Here is a 20,626-nt window from a genome sequence, read left to right on the forward strand (position 1 = left end):
CCGAAATCCGTCATACTGTAAATTTATGTCAAGTCCTGCCAATAGTATCCGCCGTGGTTTAACGAGTGAAGAGGTCTCGGCCTCGCGTAGCCAATACGGGGAGAACAGGTTCCAGGGTAAAAAGGAAAGCGGTTTTTGGGACGCGCTCAGGGAGTTGGTCAAAGAACCGATGCTCATCCTGCTGGTGAGTGCCTCAACCATCTATTTCTTGACAGGAGCTTATGCTGAGGGGTATTTTATGCTCGGCGCGATCGTCGTCGTTTCTGCCATTTCGCTCTACCAGGACACCAGGAGCCGCAATGCCCTGGCCGCGCTCAAATCGCTGACCCAGCCACATTCTAAGGTACTTCGCGACGGATCAGAAACCGAAATTCTGAGTGAGGAAATTGTAACCGGGGATTGGCTGGTCATTGAAGAGGGAAGCCGGATCCAGGCCGATGGCGCGGTCAGGGAAGCCCATGATTTTTTTGTCGATGAGTCGATCCTGACCGGGGAGTCGCTGGCTGTTGCGAAAAACGGATTTGACAGTCCCGTATTTCAGGGAACGCTGGTCACCTCAGGCCGGGCAATCATAGAGGCAACTGCTATCGGAAGTCGAACCAGGCTGGCTCAGATCGGAGCAAGCCTGGACGCCATCGAACAGGGAGATACACCCCTTCAAACCCAGATAAACAGTTTTGTTAAGAAGATGGCCATCCTGGGCGGCGCGGTGTTTGTGCTGGTATGGGCCATTAATTTTTTACGTACAAAAGTGGTACTGGGCAGTTTGCTGAAAGCGCTGACCCTGGCCATGAGTATTCTTCCAGAAGAAATCCCGGTAGCATTCACCACATTCATGGCCCTGGGTGCCTGGCGCTTGATGAACATGGGCATCATCGTGAAGCGTACCCAAACCATCGAAACCCTGGGAAGTGCCACGGTCATCTGTACCGACAAAACCGGTACGATCACAGAAAACAAGATGAAGCTGTCCGGTTTATACGTACATGTCCGGGATGAGGTGGTGGAGCCTTCCGCTGCTCTGAGTGAGGAGGCCTCTGCGCTGCTGGCCATGGCGATGTGGTCAAGCGAACCCGAACCTTTCGACCCGATGGAAGTGGCCCTGCATCAGGCATATCAGGACCTGGGAAGCGAAGACCGGCGGGCGGAATTTAAACTGACACATGAGTATCCCCTAGACGGGAAGCCGCCCATGATGACCCACGTTTTCGAAAATCCGCAGGGTGAACGGATCGTGGCCGCCAAAGGAGCACCGGAGGCGATTATGGCATGTTCTCGGCTTTCAGCAGATGAAAAGTCGCATGTGCTGACGGTGATCGATTCCCTCGCATCCCGGGGATACAGGGTATTGGGTGTAGGCCAGAGCGCGTATTCCGGCGCCGGATTTCCGCAAAGGCAACAGCAGATCCCTTTCACTTTCGTAGGACTTGTTGCTTTCAACGACCCCCCGAAAGCAAACATCCGCTCCGTGTTTCAGACCTTTGACGACGCCGGAATCCAGGTGAAGATCATTACCGGGGATAATGCCGCCACAACCCAGAATATCGCCAGGCAGATCGGGCTAAAACAAGCGGAGCATGTACTTCTGGGCGAGGAGCTTCTGGCGATGGATGAGCCCGAGCTGCGACAGAAGGTAATGCGTACCGGTATTTTTGCGAGGATGTTCCCGGAAGCAAAACTGCGTGTGGTAAACGCGCTGAAAGCGCAGGGGCAGATCGTGGCCATGACCGGTGACGGGGTCAACGACGGGCCGGCTCTGAAGGCCGCTCACATCGGAATCGCCATGGGCAGGAAAGGAACGGAAATCGCAAAACAGGCTGCATCGTTGATCCTGGTAGACGACGATTTATCAAGGATGGTGGATGCCGTGGCCATGGGTCGAAAAATATATGTATCGCTGAAAAACGCCATTCGTTACATTATCTCCATCCACATACCGATTATTTTGTGCGTTTTTATCCCCTTGGTGTTGGATTGGATATACCCAAATATCTTTACCCCCGTACATGTCATTTTCTTTGAGCTCATTATGGGGCCGACCTGCTCGATCATTTACGAAAACGAGCCTTTACAAAAAGACCTGTTGTCACAGTCTCCCAGGCCGGCCACATCCACTTTTTTCAACGCCAAAGAATTGTCGGGCAGCATTCTACAGGGCCTTGTGATCACATTGGGGATGCTTTTTCTGTATCAGTATGCGGTCAGAAACGGGTATAACCAAGAGCTAACCCGCTCGATGGTTTTTATCGGACTACTTTCTGCCAATGTCTGCCTCACGCTCGCCAACCGCTCGTTCACACAGCCGGTTTGGCAAACCATCCGCTATAAAAATTACCTGGTACCGTTGATCATCGGTGTCACGATAACGCTTGTCACACTGATCTATCTCATTGACCCGGTGGCCCGCTTTTTCGAACTCGCTCCAGTGAATATCCGGCAGTTGATGCTCAGCATCTCCACCGGTGCGCTGGTGACATGGTGGGGCGAACCGTTCAAAAAATCTTTGGGAAAGCGTTGAGGGGGCGTTGGCGGGAGGTCGTGGAAGGGAACAAAAGCCCTGTCTCCATCCACGGCGATCCAGCTAAAAGTTAAAACCAAAATGAAAGCCCGGTTCGCCGAAGATGAATTTCGGCCATCGTTTGTGTCCTCGCGAACGCCATCGTTTGTGTCCTCGCGAACGCCATCGTTTGTGTCCCCACAAACGTGAATTCCCCGCCTTTGTTTTTGTCTCCACAAACGAATTATTAACATTCGGTTTATCCATTTAGGCTCAGCCTGTATTGTCATAAAGTACTACTATTTGACATATACCGAGTCATAAGTCGTTTGTGAGCACGCAAACCCTGCCCGGGTCGTTTGTGAGGACACAAACTACGGCGGAGAGATAAGCATATCATTCCGGTTCAATTCAGGTCAAAACATCCGGTAACCTGCCTTGCCCCATTATTCATTGCTCTAAGAAGCAATGCAACGTTGTTATCGTAATTGTATCTTTCGAATGTCCAACTGAGATTAAAACATAGATGGGCGTTGACTATTCCTTACCGAAAATACATATTCGAATGAAAAAAAGTATTTGCCTTTCCGCGGTTACTATAATCAAAATTCTGTTACCACTGCTTTGCTTAGCGCAATCAAAAAATCCTGCACTAGATAGCATGGGAGCTAATATGGGCAGGCAGAATTGGGAAAGAGCAATTCATTGGGCGTTGAAGGCGGCAGAGGCCGATCCTTCAGAGAAATATTGGCGCTATTTGAATGCAGCAATCTTCGCTAGTCGCGATCACAATGCCGATTTGGCCATCAAGTATGCAGCATTGGTAGTCGACTCTGAAATAGCGACCAATGCCGGTTTCGGGAGCAGTTTTGATTGGCTACGCAAAGATAGTCGGTGGATACAACTGATGGACAGGGTGGCTCAACTCAAGGAAAAGGAGCGACAGAAGCGTATTCAGGAAAGTCTGCCTTTTCGAGACTACCAGCGCGAACTGCTTGGTCAAACCGAAGATCATCTGGGTTCTCTCGTTAATATTCCATCTGTTGAAGAGCTTTATAAAGCAATTCAGATTACAAGTCCGGTTCATAGCTATTCACATTCCGGGCGTTTCGGCTACTACTGGCTCACCCTGTCAGACTCGCTGGAATTTCCTTACTTAGTACAGCTACCGATTAACTTTGATGCACGTCGACGCTATCCCATGGTAGTCGTATTGCATGGGGCTGTCAGCCGACAAACCACATTACCCGACGTTGCCGACAGTACGCGGCATATAGCCTTCTTCGGCAGACCCTTTTTTGATCGCGCCTATCAATCTGGCATGATTGCAGTTTTCCCGTATAGCACCAACCGCTATAACTGGATGATGCCTGACGACGGTTTTGATCTGGTTCCTGACCTAGTTAGACAGGTCAAAAAAATGTATTCTATTGATGACCAACGGGTGTATCTGGCCGGCCATTCGAACGGCGCGACTGGTGCCTTCTCCTACCTTTTGAAACAACCAGGCCTGTTTGCCGGCTTTGCAGGTTTAAATAATCGACCACAAGTGCGGACTGGCGGGACTTTTTTGCTTAACGGGACCAATCGTTCTTTTTACAATGTGTCCACTGACAACGACTACTATTTTCCCATTGAGGGCCATAGAACTTTAACGAATTTGACCAAGCAGCTTAACATAGATTGGGTTAATCAAGAAGTTGTGGGGCATCGCAGTCATTCGTTCCTCGTTAATTCCCAGGATAGTACTGTTGTGAAAGTATATGAAGCTCTTTTTAACAATTTACTGGCTAAAAAACGAAATCCATTTCAACCTAGATTATATTGGGAGTGTGACAATGTGAGGCATGGACGTGTTGACTGGCTTGCAATAAACGAACTAGACACTCTGATCAAAACGGCATCATGGCATACTCATCAAAACTTCGCAGTTACCGGGTGGCGAGAAGTGATGAACCCAGAAATTATCCTTGACAGCACTTCTCAGGCATTTGTTTTTCCGCGTCGATCTGGCGCTGTGAAGGCCTACTACTCAAATAATCGTTTTGATTTAAAAACCTCCCGCGTAAAATCTGTCAGTATTTATTTATCGCCTGAAATGATTGATTTTAAGAAGCCCCTTGCAGTTGTTATAAATGGCATTTCGGTATTTAACGGTAATGTTTCAGCAGATCGCGAGTTTGTGATTGATGCATATCGTCAGGAGACGGATCATCAGGCCATTTGGATAAAGAGATTGCAATTCACGGTACCTAAGAAATAAAAGTCGGCCTCCGACTATAAATCTTATGAAGCGAATGAGGCAGCTAAACATTTTTCAAAGAGTAAGGCGGTGGGCCCACAAAAATCGTGATTTAGTCTAAACAAGAGGGTGTCTCAAAACCAAAATGAGGCACCCTCTTTCATTTATGTTATTAGCATTGGAAAACTGAGGTTTGAATTTATACAATCAAATCTCAGTCTCTTGAATTTGCAGATTAGGCTAAAAATGCCACGCTAAGCGGCCTTTTTTCTGATATTTTGTGCTATTGCCAGTAAGCCAAACTCAATTTCAACCTTTTGCTTGCCTCTGAGCATAAATCGTTTAAACCCATGATTGCTTTTAATACTAGCAAAAACGGGTTCAACATCAAAACATCTTTTCTTTCGCCTTTCAATTCCTTCCGGACTATTGAGCAGCTCGTGGGCTTTTTTCTTCTGTCGTTCTAATTCAACGTTCACCTGGATAACCCTGTTCCCTTTGGATTTGTGACATGCCCCGTTTAACGGACAGTTAGAGCAGTTCTGAGCCCGATACCTTCTTAGTGTTTGTTCAAACCCTGTGCTGGTTTTATTTTTGATATCACCGATGTAATGCATCTGCTGGCCCATTGGGCAGATGTAGCAATCCTTCTGCGGGTTATAAAAAAGCTTGTCTGCACTAAAAGGTCTTTTAGCTTGGTAATTCTTGTTTTGCTGTTTATCAAACATGCCATACTTCACATAGGCCGTTATTTCTTTGCTTTCAAGTAAGGTATAATTTTCTTGTGAGCCATAACCTGCATCTGCCGTAACAACTGCGGGTGTACTTTTGAAGCTCTCTTCATGTTGGGCAATGTGATCAGTTAATGTGGTCGTATCTGTTGGGTTTGGGTGTATGGTATAATTGACGATATATTGATTGGAACTGGATATCTGAATATTGTATGCAGGCTTTAATTGCCCGTTACGCATATGGTCTTCCTTCATTCTCATGAAAGTGGCATCAGTGTCTGTCTTGCTGTAGCTATTGCGATCTTCCAGAATAGCTTCCTGCATTTCGTACCTGGCAATGTTGGCAGGATAATGCTTGGTTATGTAATTCAGTTTATTCTTTGTCTTTTTGTCAATATCTTTCTTTTTGCCAAGCACTTCATTGAGCTTGTCTACGGTAGACTGTACTTTTTCTGTGTCAATGGTGGTGAAGTCTGGTGGATCAGGAAGCTCATCCTCTTTTGCGGCAACACTTTGGGCATATTCCCAGATGTGCTTCAATTGCTGTTTCATCTTCTCCTTATTGGTCGCAATCGCTTTTCGCCAAACAAAAGTATAGCGGTTAGCATTGGCTTCAATCTTGGTGCCGTCAATGAAAATCTCCTCAATGCTTAATAAACCTTCCTGCGCCAAAAGTAGGACCACCTCCTCAAAAACGCTCCTTAATGCCTCTTTTAAACGAACACCTCTAAAACGGTTGATTGTATTGTGGTCCGGATAGCTCATACCGCTTACCCACATAAAGTAGATGCTCTCTTTACAGGCAGCTTCAAGTTTTCGGCTGGAATATACATTACTTACATAACCGTAAACCAACACTTTAAGCAGCATCTGTGGATGATAGCTCGAAGCTCCTGTGGTTTTGTAAGCTGAATTTAGAGGGCCCAGGTTGACTTTGTTGATCACCTCGTTAACAATGCGGACCGGATGAGATTTTGGAACCAACTCCTCCAAACTGGGAGGCAATAGTATGATTTGCTGCTGGTTGTAAGGCTTAAAAGTAGGTTGTTTTCCTGCCATTAGTCATAATTATTTATATCTAAAGATATAAAAATCAAGCAAATAGGCAAAAGAAATTAATCGAATTTTAGAACTATATTCCAAAATATATTAACATAAAATGCACGAAAAGAGGATGCCCTTTTGAGACACCCTCTTTTATCGATCATTGATGGACGTACTAAACAAGCAGATCCGCAAATCTTTCATTTTAAACAAGGAATTATGACAGAAAATAAAACACTATGAACTGCAATTCAATAGTTTGAAAACCAGACTGAAAGCCTGGCAACCCTCAGTCCTCAATAATGAAGTTACCATGGTTATTATCATTTGGATTTCTATGGTACCCTAAGTATCCGTTAACCATTTCATCAGTAATATTTCCTGTGCCGCGCGGCGGACCGCTCCAGCAACCAAATCCAATTGCCCAAAAATGACGACCCCAGTAATGCTTCTTCAATTCTGGAAATTCTATCTGTAAACGCCCCTTTAATATTTTCACCAAAGTACTCACATCCTGAGAGGGACGATATTCCACATGCATATGAACATGATCCTTAGACACAACACCTTTTAATATTTGAACGCCCTCTGCTTCGCAAATTTGTATCAGAAGGCTACGGCAACGAATCTTTAATCGCCCTGCAAAACAGCATAGCGATACTTGGTCGCTCAAACTATATGAACCGAAAGTGAGAAACTGGATGACCATTTACCCTTTGAAAATCCATGGCCCAAAGTAACAATTTTTAAAAGCTAAAGCGAAATGCAATAAATTGTATAGTTTTAACTATCCCTGAGACCAATAAATCACAGTCGAGGAGGGAAAATATCAACCCGCTGTTTTACATCGTCCAGTCTTTGTGATCTACAATCACACTTATTTAACGCTTCCCACAATCTTCCTTTTATGGTTTTGTTCCCAGCGGATCATTTCGTCCATAACTTCCTTAAGTGTCACCGTATAGGCAGTAGCGGAATATTAACGGTAACGGGCTTTGTATCGCAACTTTTCCACTGAACAGTTGGTTTATTTCACGCTCTTGTAATTCCTTGGACAATATCCTGATCGGAATTCCAGACTTCCTTGCCAGCGGGTCGAATCTCTTTGTGCCCTCGTTGACCATTCTACCTTGTCAGTGATTTCTACCGGATACCGAACGATCGCGGCTAATCATTGGGAAATAGTAATTGGCTGGGTGCGATCCCGAACTGTTTTTTAAAGGCGAAAGAAAAATGCGACAGGTTTTCGAAGCCCACTTCGTAGCATACGTCCAACGGCTTTTTTCTCTTTTCCGTCAGTTGGTAATGCGCCAGTTCCAGCCGCTTGTGTGTGAGCCAGCGTTGTGGCGTGGTGTTGAATGCTCTTTTAAAATCGCGCTTGAAGGTCGTCAGGCTCCTGCCGGTGAGGTAACCGAATTTTTCCACCGGCAGGTTGAACATGAAGTTCTTTTCCATGTAATCCACCAGGTTTATTTTGCCCGGCTCTTCAAAATTGGCAAGCACATCATCAATGTCCTTGTTGAGTGTTCTGAGAATGCTGATCGCCTCGGATATTTTAATGGAAGCAATATCCTCGGGTATATCTTCCATGTCAAAATACGGGATGAGTGAAGCCAGGCAGCTTTCCAGCAACGGGTGATTGCTGAAACTGTAAATTTTGGGTGATTGCAAGGGCTTGTGTTTTACCTGCTTATTGCTGTAAAAACGCCTGAGCGTTTCCACCGACAGGTGCATCACAACGGTTTTATGCGGCTGTCCGTCTTTCGGATAGTTGATGATGGTCGCCAGCTGATTTCTCGGGATCAGGAATATATCGCCTTTCTTAAAAAAGTACGTGGCATCTGCCTGTACAATCTTGGTTTCGCCGGAAAGGAACCATACCAGCATGTGGTGGTCGAACATCATGTCCGACTTGAAAAATTTGTCCTCGTAGCTGGACAGCTTGATGTCATCGGTGATGTACCGTGCCTTGTATTCCATCATCTTGTTTTTTAAAGAAATCAGCAAAGCAAAGATAGTGCATCGTTGACACTTTACTTTGTTGAAAAGACCACCTTTTGGGGACGGAAGGAGAACCGAAATGATCCTCCCCCCATTGCTGCTAAATCGATTGTCCGCCATCGACCAGAAAGTTTGCACCGGTTAAAAACGACGCCTCTTCACTCGCCAGGTAGTGCACCATACTGGCCACCTCTTCGGCTTTGCCCATTCTTCCCGCCGGAATGCTTTGTATCAGCTGATTTTCCAGTGCTTCGTCCAGCCCGATCTTGTTCATAATCTCGGTGGCCACCGGCCCGGGACTTACGGCATTTACGCGGATTTTACGGGGCGCCAGTTCCAGCGCCGCTATTTTTACGACCGCATTAATGGCCGATTTGCTCGCCGCATACACAGAAGCGCTTTGGGGCGAAATGGTGGCGGATGTAGAGGAGAGCATGACCACCGACGCTCCCTCGTTGAGTAAAGGGATAAAACGGCTCAGGGTAAAATAGGCCCCCTTGAAGTTGACGTTCATGATTTCGTCAAACTGGCTTTGTTCTGCGTCTTCAATTGTAGAGAATTTGGTAATACCTGCATTGACCATCAGGATATCGATTTTGCCAAATTCTTCTCCCACCTGGCGTACAAGGTGCTCAATATCCGCCAATTTACTTTGATCTGCCACCAGCCCCGTTACCCCGAGTTCTGCCGCTGCCTTTTCCACAGCGTCCTTTCTTCTCCCGGTGATGATTACGTTTGCCCCAGCTTCTTTCAGCTTTTTTGCGGTGGCATAACCGATTCCGCTGTTACCACCTGTGATGACAGCAACTTTATTATTTAGTTCTTTCATTGTCCTGCTGTCCGATGTTATAGGGTGAACCTGATTCCTGTCATTTCCTCTGTAAGGTCCCACAGCCTTTTTGCGCTGGCTTCATCCAGCGAATAAGGGTTTACGCCGTGGGGATTGGAAAGATCGGCAGATAATGGAGCGATGTCCGCATCCTCACAATACACACCGCCGATGTTGTTTAATAAGGGCGAAGTGGCGCACCACACTGTTGTGGCAGCACCTTGCGGCACCGTTTTCAATGCAGCGGCCACTTCGGGCAGCATGTTGCCATCTGCATCCAGAAAACCCATTTTCTGAAACAGTTCGAGTGGCGCCTCCCGGCCCAGTTCCGTTCCACCGATGGAACCCGGATGCACGGAATAGGCTCTTACGTTACTCCTGCGGGCGCGGTTGTCCAGTTCCATTGAAAAAAGGTTGACGGCTGTTTTGGACTGGCCGTAGCCCAGTAGTGTTTCATATTCCCTATGCAGGAAATTGGGGTCGTCGAAGTCAAACGGGGCAAAATGATGCCCGTGAGAAGACACATTGATCACCCTGGCACCGTTGGCGTTTTTGAGCGCAGGCCACAACCTTGCCGTAAGCTGGAACTGCGCCAGGTAATTGGTCGCCAGCTGCGACTCGATGCCGCGCTCGTCGCGGCGGAGCGGCACCCACATAATCCCGGCGTTGTTGATGAGGAAATGCAGCGGTCTGCCAGATGCCAGAAAACGGTCGGCACATGCATCGATGGAAGCAGGATTCATGAGATCCATCGGCATAATTTCTACATGCGGGATACCTTGCAGATTTTTGGTGGCCTTTTCCATATCCCTGGCCGGCACGATCACCGTGGCACCTGCCGCGGCAAGTGTCTTGGTTGTTTCCAGGCCGATGCCCGTATTGCCGCCGGTCACCATGGCGATCTTTCCTGACAGGTCGATACCCTTGATGACATCGCTGGTCGTTGATTTTGCGTGGAAGCCGGAGCCTGCTGGTTGTTGCAAAGCACCCTGATCATTGTTCTGTTCCATTTTTTAAGTTGTTTTGTTGGAACAAAGGTAGGGTAGCTCAACACGGGCGACTTTGTTCAAAAGTCCTAAGTTGGTTTGTTTAAAAGGCCGGCTCTTTGGATAATCTTCGATCAAGGCCGCTGATCGTGGAAGGCTGATTGCGGACCGAAGGAGAAGTGATAGGACTACTGGCCATAGCGTAATTTGCAGTGGTTCAATTGGTACGAAAAATTGGAGACGTCACACGAGTTGAATAGTCGAGAATGCATCACCCTGAGTTTATCGAAAAAATGGACCCGTGTGCCAAGGCAAGACATTATCCAAACGGTGCAATTGGGAGCATTCTTCTATAAAAGTGTTTAATAAACGAACAAGGATGCTTTGGTCGATTGAGAAACGAAAAGATTGAGTCTTCCTGACCAGCTTTTCCCGGATTTTCAAGTGTTATTCAATGACGACTTCCTTCCTGAATTGCGTTTAAAAAACCTGACTTCAAAAACCCTATATCCGAACCGATAGCCAGACAACTGAACCCGGCTTTTTTTAGCGGTAGCACATCGTCCGCATTTCGTACCAGAATGCCCGTTTGCTTTCCATAACGGCCTGCTGAGGCAGCAATACGGGTAAGTGCTTCCTGATATGGCATCGATAACTCCTCCGAGGCAGTACTGAGCGCCAGCTGAAGATCAGAAGGCCCGACAAATAATATATCCACGCCGTCAACTGCTGCAATTGCCTCGGAATTCATCACTCCTTCATAATCTTCGATCTGGGGAATGAATAGCGGGGAAACATGTTCGCGTGATGCCAGTGCGCTGGCCAGTCCGTAACCGAACACCCTCGCTGAACCCGAATATCCCCGCGTACCACCTGGCGGATACCGCATGGCCTTAATACATTGCTTAGCCTGTTCAGCGCAGCTTACGTGGGGAAGCATTATTCCAGAAGCACCCCAGTCCAGCACTCTGGCGATTACTGCAGGCTCAAAACTGCCCACACGGACAATAAGGTTCAGGTTGTGTCTCTTCGCGGACTGCAAACTGGCCAGCAATCCTGCGTCTGTAAGACATCCATGCTCCATATCCAGCAAAAGCCAGTCGAAACCGCACTCAGAAGCAAGCTCCGCCACTACGGGCGACCCACTAGAAAGCCAGGTACCGATCCCCAGACGGCGGTTCGGGTTATTATCATTCATAAATCTCTGATTTGTTTTTTATTCTCCAACCCTTTGCAGGCCAGCCAGATCCGTTGTTTTGTAAAATCCCTTAATGTGGCACCCGATGAACCCGTACCAATCAGAAAAAAATCTGATTCCTTTTCGAAGTAATCCGCGCCAACACGGATCACCGCCTTGACGATCATATTCCGAAGCAGATGCAGCCAGAACCTCGGCAAGAAATCTTCGGGCAAGGGGGCAACCGATTCGTATCCGTCCAAAGCAGCCCGTACAACTTCACCCGAATGAAAACAGGCCAGCAGGGAAAGGTCGTCGGTAGCGTCACCGCTGATGGTGTCGTCCCAGTCGATAAATGCCTTAATTTCCTCCGCTTCGCCCAGCATGTTCCATAACGCCAGATCTTTATGAACGAGACACCCCTGCGCTATATCCAGGTAATGCTGATGATCAAAAACCAGCTTTTGTATTTTGTCGGATTCGGCCTGGCTCAGGAATTTTCTCAAGACCAGAAAATCGAGATGCTTTTCCCAGTTTAATAAAAAATAGTCCCGATATGTTTTGTGCAGGCCCACCAGCGCATTTTCGGAACGCAATTTTTCAGGATCGAACGGCCCGAATCCGGAAGGTTGAACCGACTGCCACCGGGCCACATTTTCACCCACCGCACGCGCAATCAGGGTAATATTCAGTTTACCCAGCTTGAATAGCGCATTGAGATCTGGGTATTTCAGATATTCGAGGATCTGGTAGGCGAAAGGCACCTCTGCACGTGTGGCATCGACCTCGAGTACCGCCGGTACCGGGATCCCCAGGGCCCTGATTTCCCTAAGCACATGTGCTTCAATTTCCATAAAATCGTCTCCTTCGGGCCCGTTCTCCAATCGCACAAAAATGGCGACCCCTTCGGCACTGGCCAGAAAGGTTAAGTGATTTCCCTGCCCTGTGGCTGGCACGAGCTGCACAAGATCTATACCGAAATACCTGATCAGCCGTGGAAGCAGCAGCGCCTGCACTTCTTTCACATCCATGGCTTCATGTTGATCTTTCAGTGCAAAAAACGCAGAAGGACGATCACATTTCCAGTAGTATATATCCTGACGATTGGTCATGAGGGGTCGAGAAAACGCAGTAAGGTGAAACCGGAATTAAAGCTTCGAAAATGCGGCATAGGTTCGTTATGACACCGGTTTTGTAGAAACGTATGGTAGAGTGCAGTCATTTGTAGCCAAATTCTTTCAAAAGGCTCGCAACGGTTCCGAGCGAAGGCACAGCAGGGTTCTTGCCGGTGGGGTCGGCTTTGAAAAGCGAATCTTCAAACTCGTATAGCAGGATACCGCCGATCAGGTCATCCTTTTCAATTTCATTGAAAAACCCTGCATTCAACTCCTTGCCCTGCTGAATGTATGCATGCACCCATACTCTTTTGTTCTGGCGCTTTGCGTACTGCTTTATCTGGGCTCCAAGTGCAGTTCTGTAGTTATTGTGGTAATAATGTTTCAGCGTAACTTCATCAGCCAGATCGACCACTTTTTTCCAATCCAGCAGAATTTTTGGCATGGCCCAGAATCCAAGTTCATTAAAATCGTCGCTTAACACCGGTGCCTCGTGCGCATGGCGGAGGTGGACCTGAATCTTCTTTCCTTTTTGGTGAATAACCGCTGCCGCTTCTACCAGAAAGGAATAGAAATAATCACCTCTGATTTTCATGATTTTGAGCGGATCGGCTTTCTGTTTCAAAATATCAACTCCATACAGCTCCTTGTATTTTTTGACAATGGGCTCATTGTAGCCATATTGGGTATAGTCCGTAACCATACCAGAATGGTTTTGAAGTCGGATATCAACCCCGTCAAAGCCCATGTCGACGGCCCGTTTGACCTGATCGAGCCAGTAATTTCTCACCTCGGGATAGGCCTCGCAAAGTGTGCCTTTCATATGCGTGCGCTTGCCTCTTGCAATTCCGTACACCGGATTGTCCGTCCAGCCATCGCCCCAGAATCCTGCCCCATGCCATTCAAACTCAAAACCCCAGTCCGCAAAGGATTTCCTGGCTGCGTCGCCCATCACAGGCTGTTTTTCAAGACCCCATTCCCTTTCACCGTACGGTTTTTCTTTTTCCACTGCACTCATGGTTGCTCTCGCATGCAGACTTATTGTTACCGGAATTTCACCCGAGCTACTATATGCCTTGATCATCGAGTACGGAATGGTGTACAACTTTCCGGCCTTTTCCAGGGTAACGGCCATATAGGGATGTTCGCTTGTGATGTTCAGTCCTTTGATACGTACAACCAGGTGCCTTTTTGCCGAAGCTATCAAATTATCATTCGCATCAGATACGTTTCGCTGTTCGATTTTAGTTTGTACCTGAAAACCCTTGTCCAGCTTTTGATACTGACCGTTTTCCCGGCTCGTCCATACGCCGACTTCCGGAATTTGTACCTGATCGTCTTTAACCCCTTCATATTTAAAAAACTGGTCTGCCGCAGTTTTATTCGTAAAAGCATCCAGGCAAAACGCAATCTCGAGCTCTTTGACAGGCTCATTGAGTCGGGCCAGAACGGAGTCCGGAAGGGGTTTTCTCATTACCCGCAGCTCCGGTCTTTTTGACAACAAATTATCAAAATACACATGCTGTCCGCCGACTGTCTCAATTTGGGCAAGACTTAGGGGCGCTTTTGCGCCGTGCGGGATCGTACTTCCCGTACCGGACTCATATGGTTTGATAATGGCCCAGGCCTGCAGCCCAGCCTTTTTTGCTTCGTTGAGATAGACCCAGTTCGGATCGCCAAGCTTCAATATCGATTCGAGTGTACGGTTGCCAGTCTTTTTATCCAGGGGCACAGGTACAATGCCGGGATCGGAAAATGCGGGGTAGCCGGGATTACATAAAACCATATAGACCCTATCGAAGCCCAGCCTTTTAATTTCCTGAATCTCAGCGCGAACACTATCTACGTCGTGCATACGCCTGAGCTGGGGCTGAATGTCAATCACCGGTGCAATCGCCTTTCCTTTCCTGGTTAGCTTCAATACACTTTTCGCGGGAATGCGCTCATTCGCTTCATCCTTCATTGTATTGGAAATCAATAACAAAGACGAAATCGCCAGTGATAATAATGTAACTAATTTTTTATTATGTGTCATAAACCTGTTTGTTGTTCATTCCTGGTTAACCCCGTAAGCCGGTCAGTTTTACTCAAAATCCTTTGTTCTGTTTAAGTCTGGGATCAATATCAATTTCCCGCAATGGAATTGGCATGATCAGCTCATGATCCTGAACGGTATAGCTCAATCCAACATCTTTGAAATACTTGTTCAGTACCTCTTTGGCACGCTCCGTACGGACCAGATCAAACCAGCGGTGGCCCTCCAGCAGGAACTCGACCCGCCTTTCTCTTTCCATCGCCAGCGCAAAAGCTGCTTTTGACAAGCCTGCCAGCGCAGACAACCCTGCGCGAGCCCTTACCTGATTGATATAAACATAAGCTCCGTCCGTATTACCCGTTTCGTTCAGAGCCTCTGCGTACATGAGCAGAACATCGGCATAACGCAGAGACGTGAAATTGACACCGCCGTCTCCTACAAGGCCTGTGGTGAAATCTACGAATTTCAACCCGTGGATTTCTTTTTCATATTTCCCGGACACCAGGCGAACCGTATCTCCGATTGAAATTTTCCTTCTTGCATCACCCGGTTCATAGGCATTGGCCACCTGAGGCGTGGGAATGAGCCTTCCGGATCCCTGCATATTTCCCGGAAACATCCCAAGGTCAAATCGTGAGGGAGAGAATATGGTAGAAAATGAGTTGCCTTCTCCAACGTTTCCCGACAGGTATTTTATTTCAAAAATAGACTCGGGAAGGTCATCGTTATTGATTGTAAACAATTTGCGATAATCCGTACTAAGCGAATACAGCTTCATGTCCACCACTTCTTTCAAAACATCCCTGGCTTTGTCATATTGCTTTGTGGTCAGGTACACTTTACCCAGCAGCGTTTTGGCTGCTCCGGCAGAAGCGCGGGATTTGCTGGTATTGTTGATACCGGAAAGCAGAGTAGCCGCCTCAGCCAGGTCCTGAATGATCATATTGTAAACCTCACTAGTCGGTTTCCGGGACATATCAAAAGACATGATCTCATTGGGACTCCTGAATGCAACGGGCACAATGGGGAGCTCTCCGAATATCCTGACCAGATAAAAATAATTGTAAGCCCGAAGGAACAGCGACTCCCCTCTGTATTGCTTGTGCTGGGCGTCAGCGAGTTTTACTTCATCCAGCCTGGTCAGTAAGTTATTGGAATTGGAAATCGTGGAGAAGCAACTCGTCCAGATACTTCCCAGAATGGCGTTCGATGCAGACAGATTCAATTCGTCAAATTCCGCTTCGGCCTGTGTGGGAGACGACCATTCAATCCGGGCGTTATCTGTTGTCAACTCTCCGACATTGAGAAGCGGGCCATTGTGTATGGATTGAAGGTTGGCATAGTTACCCGTCAGGGCTGTTTCAAAATCTTTCGCCGTTTTATAAAATGCCTTCTCGTTGATCTGAAACTCAGGCTGAAGATCCAGAAAATCGGAACAGGAGGACAGCAAGCCGGCCATGAATATGGATAGGAAGTATTTTTTCATCGTTCTGTTTTTTGGCGGTTAAAAAGAAAACTTGATCCCTAGCGTGTAGGTACGTGGCAAGGGATAATTGAGATAATCGATTCCCGCATTGACAATGTTATCACCGGCAACACTGGATTCAGGATCATAGCCAGGATATTTGGTAAAAGTGAAGAGGTTGGCCGCGTTCAGGTATACGTTCAGATTGCTCAGGTGCAGACGGGAGGCCGCTTCTTTCGGCAGATCATAACTCAGGTTCACGTTCCTTATTCTTGCGAAAGAATTATCAAACAGATAGCGCGATACGGTACCTCCTGAACTGGTGGCATAACCATTTCTGACAGCCCTGGGTATGATACCGTTGCCAGGATTAGCTTCTGACCGCCAGCGCTGGTCTTCAATCTGAAGCGCGTTCTGAACTCCGCCTGACCCTAGCAAAGTGGTTTCCAGAAACGTATAGGCACCCTGTGAGCCTACGACCGCCACATTCAGGTTCAGGTTTCTCCAGGCGAAATTGTTGTCAAAACCCCAGGTGAAGTCGGGCCAGGGACTACCCATGATCTTCCGGTCGTTCTGGTTGATTACGCCATCACCATTCACATCCTCAAATTTAAGATCCCCCGCCTGGGTCTTCGGATGCTGCAGCGCGGCCCCGTCAAGCTCCTTACTGGTCATGAATACGCCCAAGGTATTGAGCAGATAGAAGCTGGAGACCGGTGAGCCCACTTGCGTGATCTGGTAAGCCGAATTGGCAATCCTGCCACCTTCCGTGGCAAGCCTGAGTACCTTATTTCTATTGGCACTCAACGTAATATTGCTGTTCCATTCAAATCTTTTGAATCTCAGGTTGATCGTCCTCAAACCAATCTCCATGCCTTTGTTCCGGATATCACCGATGTTCTGCGTGGAGCTGCTGAATCCCGACGCAGCAGGTAACTGCACAGCCAGCAGCAGGTCTGTTTTCAGATCACGGTAGACATCGAAGGTTAGCGCTATCCGGTCGGCAAATAAGCCCAGGTCAAGTCCCAGGTTCGTTTGTCGGGATTTTTCCCAAGTGAGATCGTCATTGGATAAGCTGCTTGGCACCAGACCGGGCTTCAATGCATTGTTCTCTACATACCTTGTCCCTGAAAGCAATCCGATGTGCGTGTAATTCCCGATCTGGTTGTTACCCGAAATTCCGTAACTGGCTCTTAGTTTCAGATTACTGATAAACTTGATGTTCTTCATGAAATTCTCTTCCGAGATGTTGTATCCGACTGAAACAGAAGGGAAAACACCCCATTTGTTATTACCCCCGAAACGTGAACTTCCGTCCCGCCGTACGGTGGCCGTAAACAAATACTTGCTTGCAAAAGAGTAATTCACACGCGCCATCATCGAAAGCAGCGACCACTCGCTGTTGAAGTGTGTTCCGGCATTCACGATACCGGCCGACAGGTACTCCACATACTCCGAAGGGAAATCCGATGCCCCGGCCGACAGACGCTCAACACTGTTTTTTTGCGCCGTAAAGCCTCCAACTGCGTTTACAAAATGTTTTCCCTGGAAAACCTTCGCGTAAGTAAGGGTATTTTCGTTGAGCCAGTCGAGCGATTCTGTTTTTGTCACACCTGCCGTTGCAGGATAATTCAGACTTGTGAAATTGGGCACCGCCGACGACCTCCACAACCTGATGGTGTTTGCTCCAAAATTGACACCGATCGAGCTTTTGAAAACCAAATCATCCGTAAGGGCTACCTCCAGAAAATTGTTGGTAAAAATATTCATCGTTTTACGCCTGTCCTGCGTGCCGTCGCTCACAGCCAGCACATTGGCCAGAAAACCCAGCCCATCGGTCACATCAGCCTGATTGAAATAATAATTTCCGTTCTGATCGTACACAGGTATGGTCGGGGACGCCGATAAAACATTGGTTAAAAGTCCACCCTGCCCGTAGTGCGATTCGGTGTTGGCGAATCTGCCGAAACCATACGATCCCGAGGTGGATGTTCCGATTTTCACCCGCTTCGTTACCTGTGCATCAACATTCACCCTTAGATTAAACCGGTTGTAATCAGAATTGATAATGATACCCTCCTGGGAAAAATATCCTCCTGAAATGAAAAACTTCGTCTTGTCGTTACCACCTGTCGATGACAGCTGTACGTTCCGCACAGGCGCCACCCGGAAGAGCACATCCTGCCAGTCTGTATCCGTTGTCAGTGATGCCGGATTTCTGAACTCAGGCCTTACCCGTGTAGCCGCTGAGCGCACTTCGTTGGGATCATTCACCGACCCACCTTCATAGGCGCGTGCGTTGTCACGTGCATCCACGAAGTACTCGGCATACTGGCGTGCGTTCAAAAGTTTGAGCTTATTAGCCACTTCCTGAAAACCATAGGAGGCATCGACACTGATCTGCGATTTGCTGCCTGAGCCTCTCTTGGTGGTAATGATAACGACCCCATTTGCTCCTCTCGAACCATAAATGGCTGTTGCAGAAGCATCTTTCAGCACTTCAATCGATTCAATATCAGAAGGATTGATAGAAGAAAGCGGATTCACACGGTTTGCTGTATTGCCCGCCATACCGGCCGAAGAAAAAGATGATCCGCCATAACTGCGCATATCCGAACCGCCACCGCCAGACCCGATCGCGAAACCATCAATCACGTACAATGGCTGCGTGCCACCGGTTATGGAGCTCACACCGCGGATCAGGATATTGACATTTCCACCCGGTGCGCCGGTCGTCTGACTGATCTGAACACCGGGAACCTTCCCCTGAAGCATCTGATCAAAACTTCCGGTGGACGGCTGCAAAAATTTATCGCTTGTAATCCTTACGATTGAGCCGGTCAGGTCCTTTTTACGCTGACTTCCGTATCCTACCACCACCACTTCGTCCAACGCATTCTGGCTGCCCTTTAACCGGATTTCAATGGTTTTTTGCCCGGATAATTCCACCGTCTGCGACTCATAGCCTACATAACTGAATACCAGTGCAGATCCAGAAACCGGGACCGGCAATTCAAAATCGCCGTTGACGTCAGTTGTGGTACCCGTTTGTGTATTCTTTAGCATCACACTTACACCCGGAAGTGCTGTTTCATTTCCTGCATCATACACCTTGCCTTTTAGCGGGGAGGTATTCTGCGCATAACAGCACACAGACTGCAGAATGACAAATAATGCGGTGACAAAACCGCTCTTGCAGCGGAATCTTATCAGCATTTTAAAAGGAGAAATAAGTGAGTTTTCTTTTGAGATCATGTCTTTTCCCGGTTTTGAGGTTGGCCTTTGTTTCAAAAAATGATTGTCTTCCAAGCGTTTTTCACGCGGGTCTTGCATCGTTTCCTGACCATTGATTTACTACCTTTTTGGTGTCTGCAAATCTCAGGCAAAGGCCAGGAAAATCCGTTCAATTAATTACCCACTGTGTATGGGAATTTATCATATCACTTTTTGGGGGATTTTTATAAGGTTACCTTTATGGTATATTAGCATTGCAATGCTTTGTCGCAGTAGTCATACAAGCACATGACCGGGAAGCATGGCGTTACAGCGCTTTTCAGATATAGCGTAATTATCTTACAAGTGTCAAAAATGGTTCAACTTTACGGATTGATATGAAGCCTCATTTTTACCTCGTTCCCAGAGACGTCCTCAGTTCGCACCTTTCGCGGCATCATACGCTACCCAATTTTGGCACGGTCTGGCATTACCATCCAGAACTGGAGCTGCATTATATCGTTCGGGGTGAAGGAGTGCGTTTTGTGGGCGACAACGTCAGCAATTTCAACTCAGGGGAACTGCTTCTGCTGGGCGAAAACCTGCCGCATATGTGGCGCTGCAATGAGCAGTACTTTCAAAGAGACCCTGAAATAACGGCGGAGGCAGTGGTGGTTCAGTTTCTGCCAGACTTTATGGGAAAGGACTTTTTAAAAATGTCGGAGTCAACGGCCATTCTTAACCTGTACGAAAAAGCCAAAGCTGGCTTGGTAATTACAGGACCTACAAAGGAAAAGATTATTAGGCTCATGCTACGTTCGGTAAAAGCAAAAGGACTCAGCCGGCTGGTGCTGATCCTGAACATGCTGGATATACTTTGTGAAAGCCCCGATCTGACCCGGATTGCGTCTACACCCAGCTTGCACCAATCCAGTAAAGAAGAGATGGACCGGCTCAACAAGGTTTATAATTATACCCTGGCCAATTACAAAAATGACTTAACCTTGGAAGAAATCGCTTCCGTGGCCAATTTAAGCGTCACCTCCTTTTGCCGGTATTTCAAACTGATGACAAAAAAAACATTTCACGATTTCCTGATCGAGATCCGTATCAGTCATGCACAAAGAATGTTGATCGAAGACCGGCTGGCGACAGCAGAAGCCATTTGTTTTGAATGCGGATTCAACAACCGTTCCATGTTCTTTTCACATTTTAAAAAGATAACAGGGATAACGCCCTTCGAATTCAAGCGAAAGTGTCATTCTGAATATGTATTCTGATTCACTGTTTG

The 20,626-nt window shown here is 47.4% G+C and carries 12 protein-coding genes and 1 pseudogene; 3 read left to right on the forward strand and 10 right to left on the reverse strand.

What is annotated here, in order from left to right; translation table 11 throughout:
• Nucleotides 1-25 precede the first annotated feature (25 nt).
• Nucleotides 26-2,518 (forward strand): cation-translocating P-type ATPase, encoded by a 2,493-nt coding sequence (locus tag KOE27_RS26285; protein WP_215241846.1) that lies wholly within the window; start codon nucleotides 26-28, stop codon nucleotides 2,516-2,518.
• Nucleotides 2,519-3,062: 544 nt separating this feature from the next.
• On the forward strand, nucleotides 3,063-4,760 hold the full coding sequence (locus tag KOE27_RS26290; protein WP_215241847.1) for a PHB depolymerase family esterase: 1,698 nt from the start codon (nucleotides 3,063-3,065) through the stop codon (nucleotides 4,758-4,760).
• A 233-nt stretch (nucleotides 4,761-4,993) separates the two neighbouring features.
• Here KOE27_RS26290 and KOE27_RS26295 read toward each other — a convergent pair whose 3' ends face one another.
• The 10 genes and pseudogenes from KOE27_RS26295 to KOE27_RS26340 form a co-directional block, all read right to left on the reverse strand.
• On the reverse strand, nucleotides 4,994-6,529 hold the full coding sequence (locus KOE27_RS26295) for an IS1182 family transposase (protein WP_215241848.1): 1,536 nt from the start codon (nucleotides 6,527-6,529) through the stop codon (nucleotides 4,994-4,996).
• A gap of 274 nt (nucleotides 6,530-6,803) precedes the next feature.
• Nucleotides 6,804-7,242: pseudogene (tnpA, locus tag KOE27_RS26300) on the reverse strand (IS200/IS605 family transposase).
• Nucleotides 7,243-7,681: 439 nt separating this feature from the next.
• Nucleotides 7,682-8,497: a helix-turn-helix domain-containing protein gene (locus KOE27_RS26305; RefSeq protein ID WP_229252996.1), complete on the reverse strand. Its 816-nt coding sequence runs from the start codon at nucleotides 8,495-8,497 to the stop codon at nucleotides 7,682-7,684.
• A gap of 118 nt (nucleotides 8,498-8,615) precedes the next feature.
• A complete protein-coding gene (locus KOE27_RS26310; RefSeq protein WP_215241849.1) occupies nucleotides 8,616-9,344 on the reverse strand; it encodes an SDR family NAD(P)-dependent oxidoreductase in 729 nt (242 codons plus the stop codon).
• Between the two features lie 17 nt (nucleotides 9,345-9,361).
• Complete coding sequence (locus tag KOE27_RS26315; protein ID WP_229252997.1) at nucleotides 9,362-10,240, reverse strand: SDR family NAD(P)-dependent oxidoreductase; 879 nt, start codon at nucleotides 10,238-10,240, stop codon at nucleotides 9,362-9,364.
• A gap of 541 nt (nucleotides 10,241-10,781) precedes the next feature.
• Nucleotides 10,782-11,528, reverse strand: a complete 747-nt coding sequence (locus KOE27_RS26320; protein ID WP_215241851.1) for an HpcH/HpaI aldolase family protein — start codon at nucleotides 11,526-11,528, stop codon at nucleotides 10,782-10,784.
• Nucleotides 11,525-12,619, reverse strand: a complete 1,095-nt coding sequence (locus tag KOE27_RS26325) for a phosphotransferase family protein (RefSeq protein WP_215241852.1) — start codon at nucleotides 12,617-12,619, stop codon at nucleotides 11,525-11,527. The genes KOE27_RS26320 and KOE27_RS26325 overlap by 4 nt, the downstream gene beginning before the upstream one ends.
• Before the next feature lie 106 nt (nucleotides 12,620-12,725).
• Nucleotides 12,726-14,657 carry a hypothetical protein gene (locus KOE27_RS26330; RefSeq protein WP_215241853.1) on the reverse strand — a complete coding sequence of 644 codons (1,932 nt, stop codon included), beginning with the start codon at nucleotides 14,655-14,657 and terminating at the stop codon, nucleotides 12,726-12,728.
• 52 nt (nucleotides 14,658-14,709) lie between these two features.
• Entirely contained in the window at nucleotides 14,710-16,143 is a 1,434-nt protein-coding gene (locus KOE27_RS26335) for a RagB/SusD family nutrient uptake outer membrane protein (protein WP_215241854.1), read from the reverse strand.
• A gap of 18 nt (nucleotides 16,144-16,161) precedes the next feature.
• Nucleotides 16,162-19,377 carry a SusC/RagA family TonB-linked outer membrane protein gene (locus tag KOE27_RS26340; RefSeq protein WP_215241855.1) on the reverse strand — a complete coding sequence of 1,072 codons (3,216 nt, stop codon included), beginning with the start codon at nucleotides 19,375-19,377 and terminating at the stop codon, nucleotides 16,162-16,164.
• 356 nt (nucleotides 19,378-19,733) lie between these two features.
• Here KOE27_RS26340 and KOE27_RS26345 point away from each other — a divergent pair, with 356 nt between their 5' ends.
• On the forward strand, nucleotides 19,734-20,615 hold the full coding sequence (locus KOE27_RS26345) for an AraC family transcriptional regulator (protein WP_215241856.1): 882 nt from the start codon (nucleotides 19,734-19,736) through the stop codon (nucleotides 20,613-20,615).
• The last annotated feature ends 11 nt before the right edge of the window (nucleotides 20,616-20,626 follow it).

This window comes from Dyadobacter sp. CECT 9275 (assembly GCF_907164905.1).
Classification (GTDB): domain Bacteria; phylum Bacteroidota; class Bacteroidia; order Cytophagales; family Spirosomataceae; genus Dyadobacter; species Dyadobacter helix.

Coding starts and splice junctions, on each gene's coding strand:
- KOE27_RS26285 (WP_215241846.1), top strand. CDS start 26: ATGTCAAGTCCTGCCAATAGTATCCGCCGTGGTTTAACGAGTGAAGAG.
- KOE27_RS26290 (WP_215241847.1), top strand. CDS start 3,063: ATGAAAAAAAGTATTTGCCTTTCCGCGGTTACTATAATCAAAATTCTG.
- KOE27_RS26295 (WP_215241848.1), bottom strand. CDS start 6,529: ATGGCAGGAAAACAACCTACTTTTAAGCCTTACAACCAGCAGCAAATC.
- KOE27_RS26305 (WP_229252996.1), bottom strand. CDS start 8,497: ATGATGGAATACAAGGCACGGTACATCACCGATGACATCAAGCTGTCC.
- KOE27_RS26310 (WP_215241849.1), bottom strand. CDS start 9,344: ATGAAAGAACTAAATAATAAAGTTGCTGTCATCACAGGTGGTAACAGC.
- KOE27_RS26315 (WP_229252997.1), bottom strand. CDS start 10,240: ATGGTGACCGGCGGCAATACGGGCATCGGCCTGGAAACAACCAAGACA.
- KOE27_RS26320 (WP_215241851.1), bottom strand. CDS start 11,528: ATGAATGATAATAACCCGAACCGCCGTCTGGGGATCGGTACCTGGCTT.
- KOE27_RS26325 (WP_215241852.1), bottom strand. CDS start 12,619: ATGACCAATCGTCAGGATATATACTACTGGAAATGTGATCGTCCTTCT.
- KOE27_RS26330 (WP_215241853.1), bottom strand. CDS start 14,657: ATGACACATAATAAAAAATTAGTTACATTATTATCACTGGCGATTTCG.
- KOE27_RS26335 (WP_215241854.1), bottom strand. CDS start 16,143: ATGAAAAAATACTTCCTATCCATATTCATGGCCGGCTTGCTGTCCTCC.
- KOE27_RS26340 (WP_215241855.1), bottom strand. CDS start 19,377: ATGATCTCAAAAGAAAACTCACTTATTTCTCCTTTTAAAATGCTGATA.
- KOE27_RS26345 (WP_215241856.1), top strand. CDS start 19,734: ATGAAGCCTCATTTTTACCTCGTTCCCAGAGACGTCCTCAGTTCGCAC.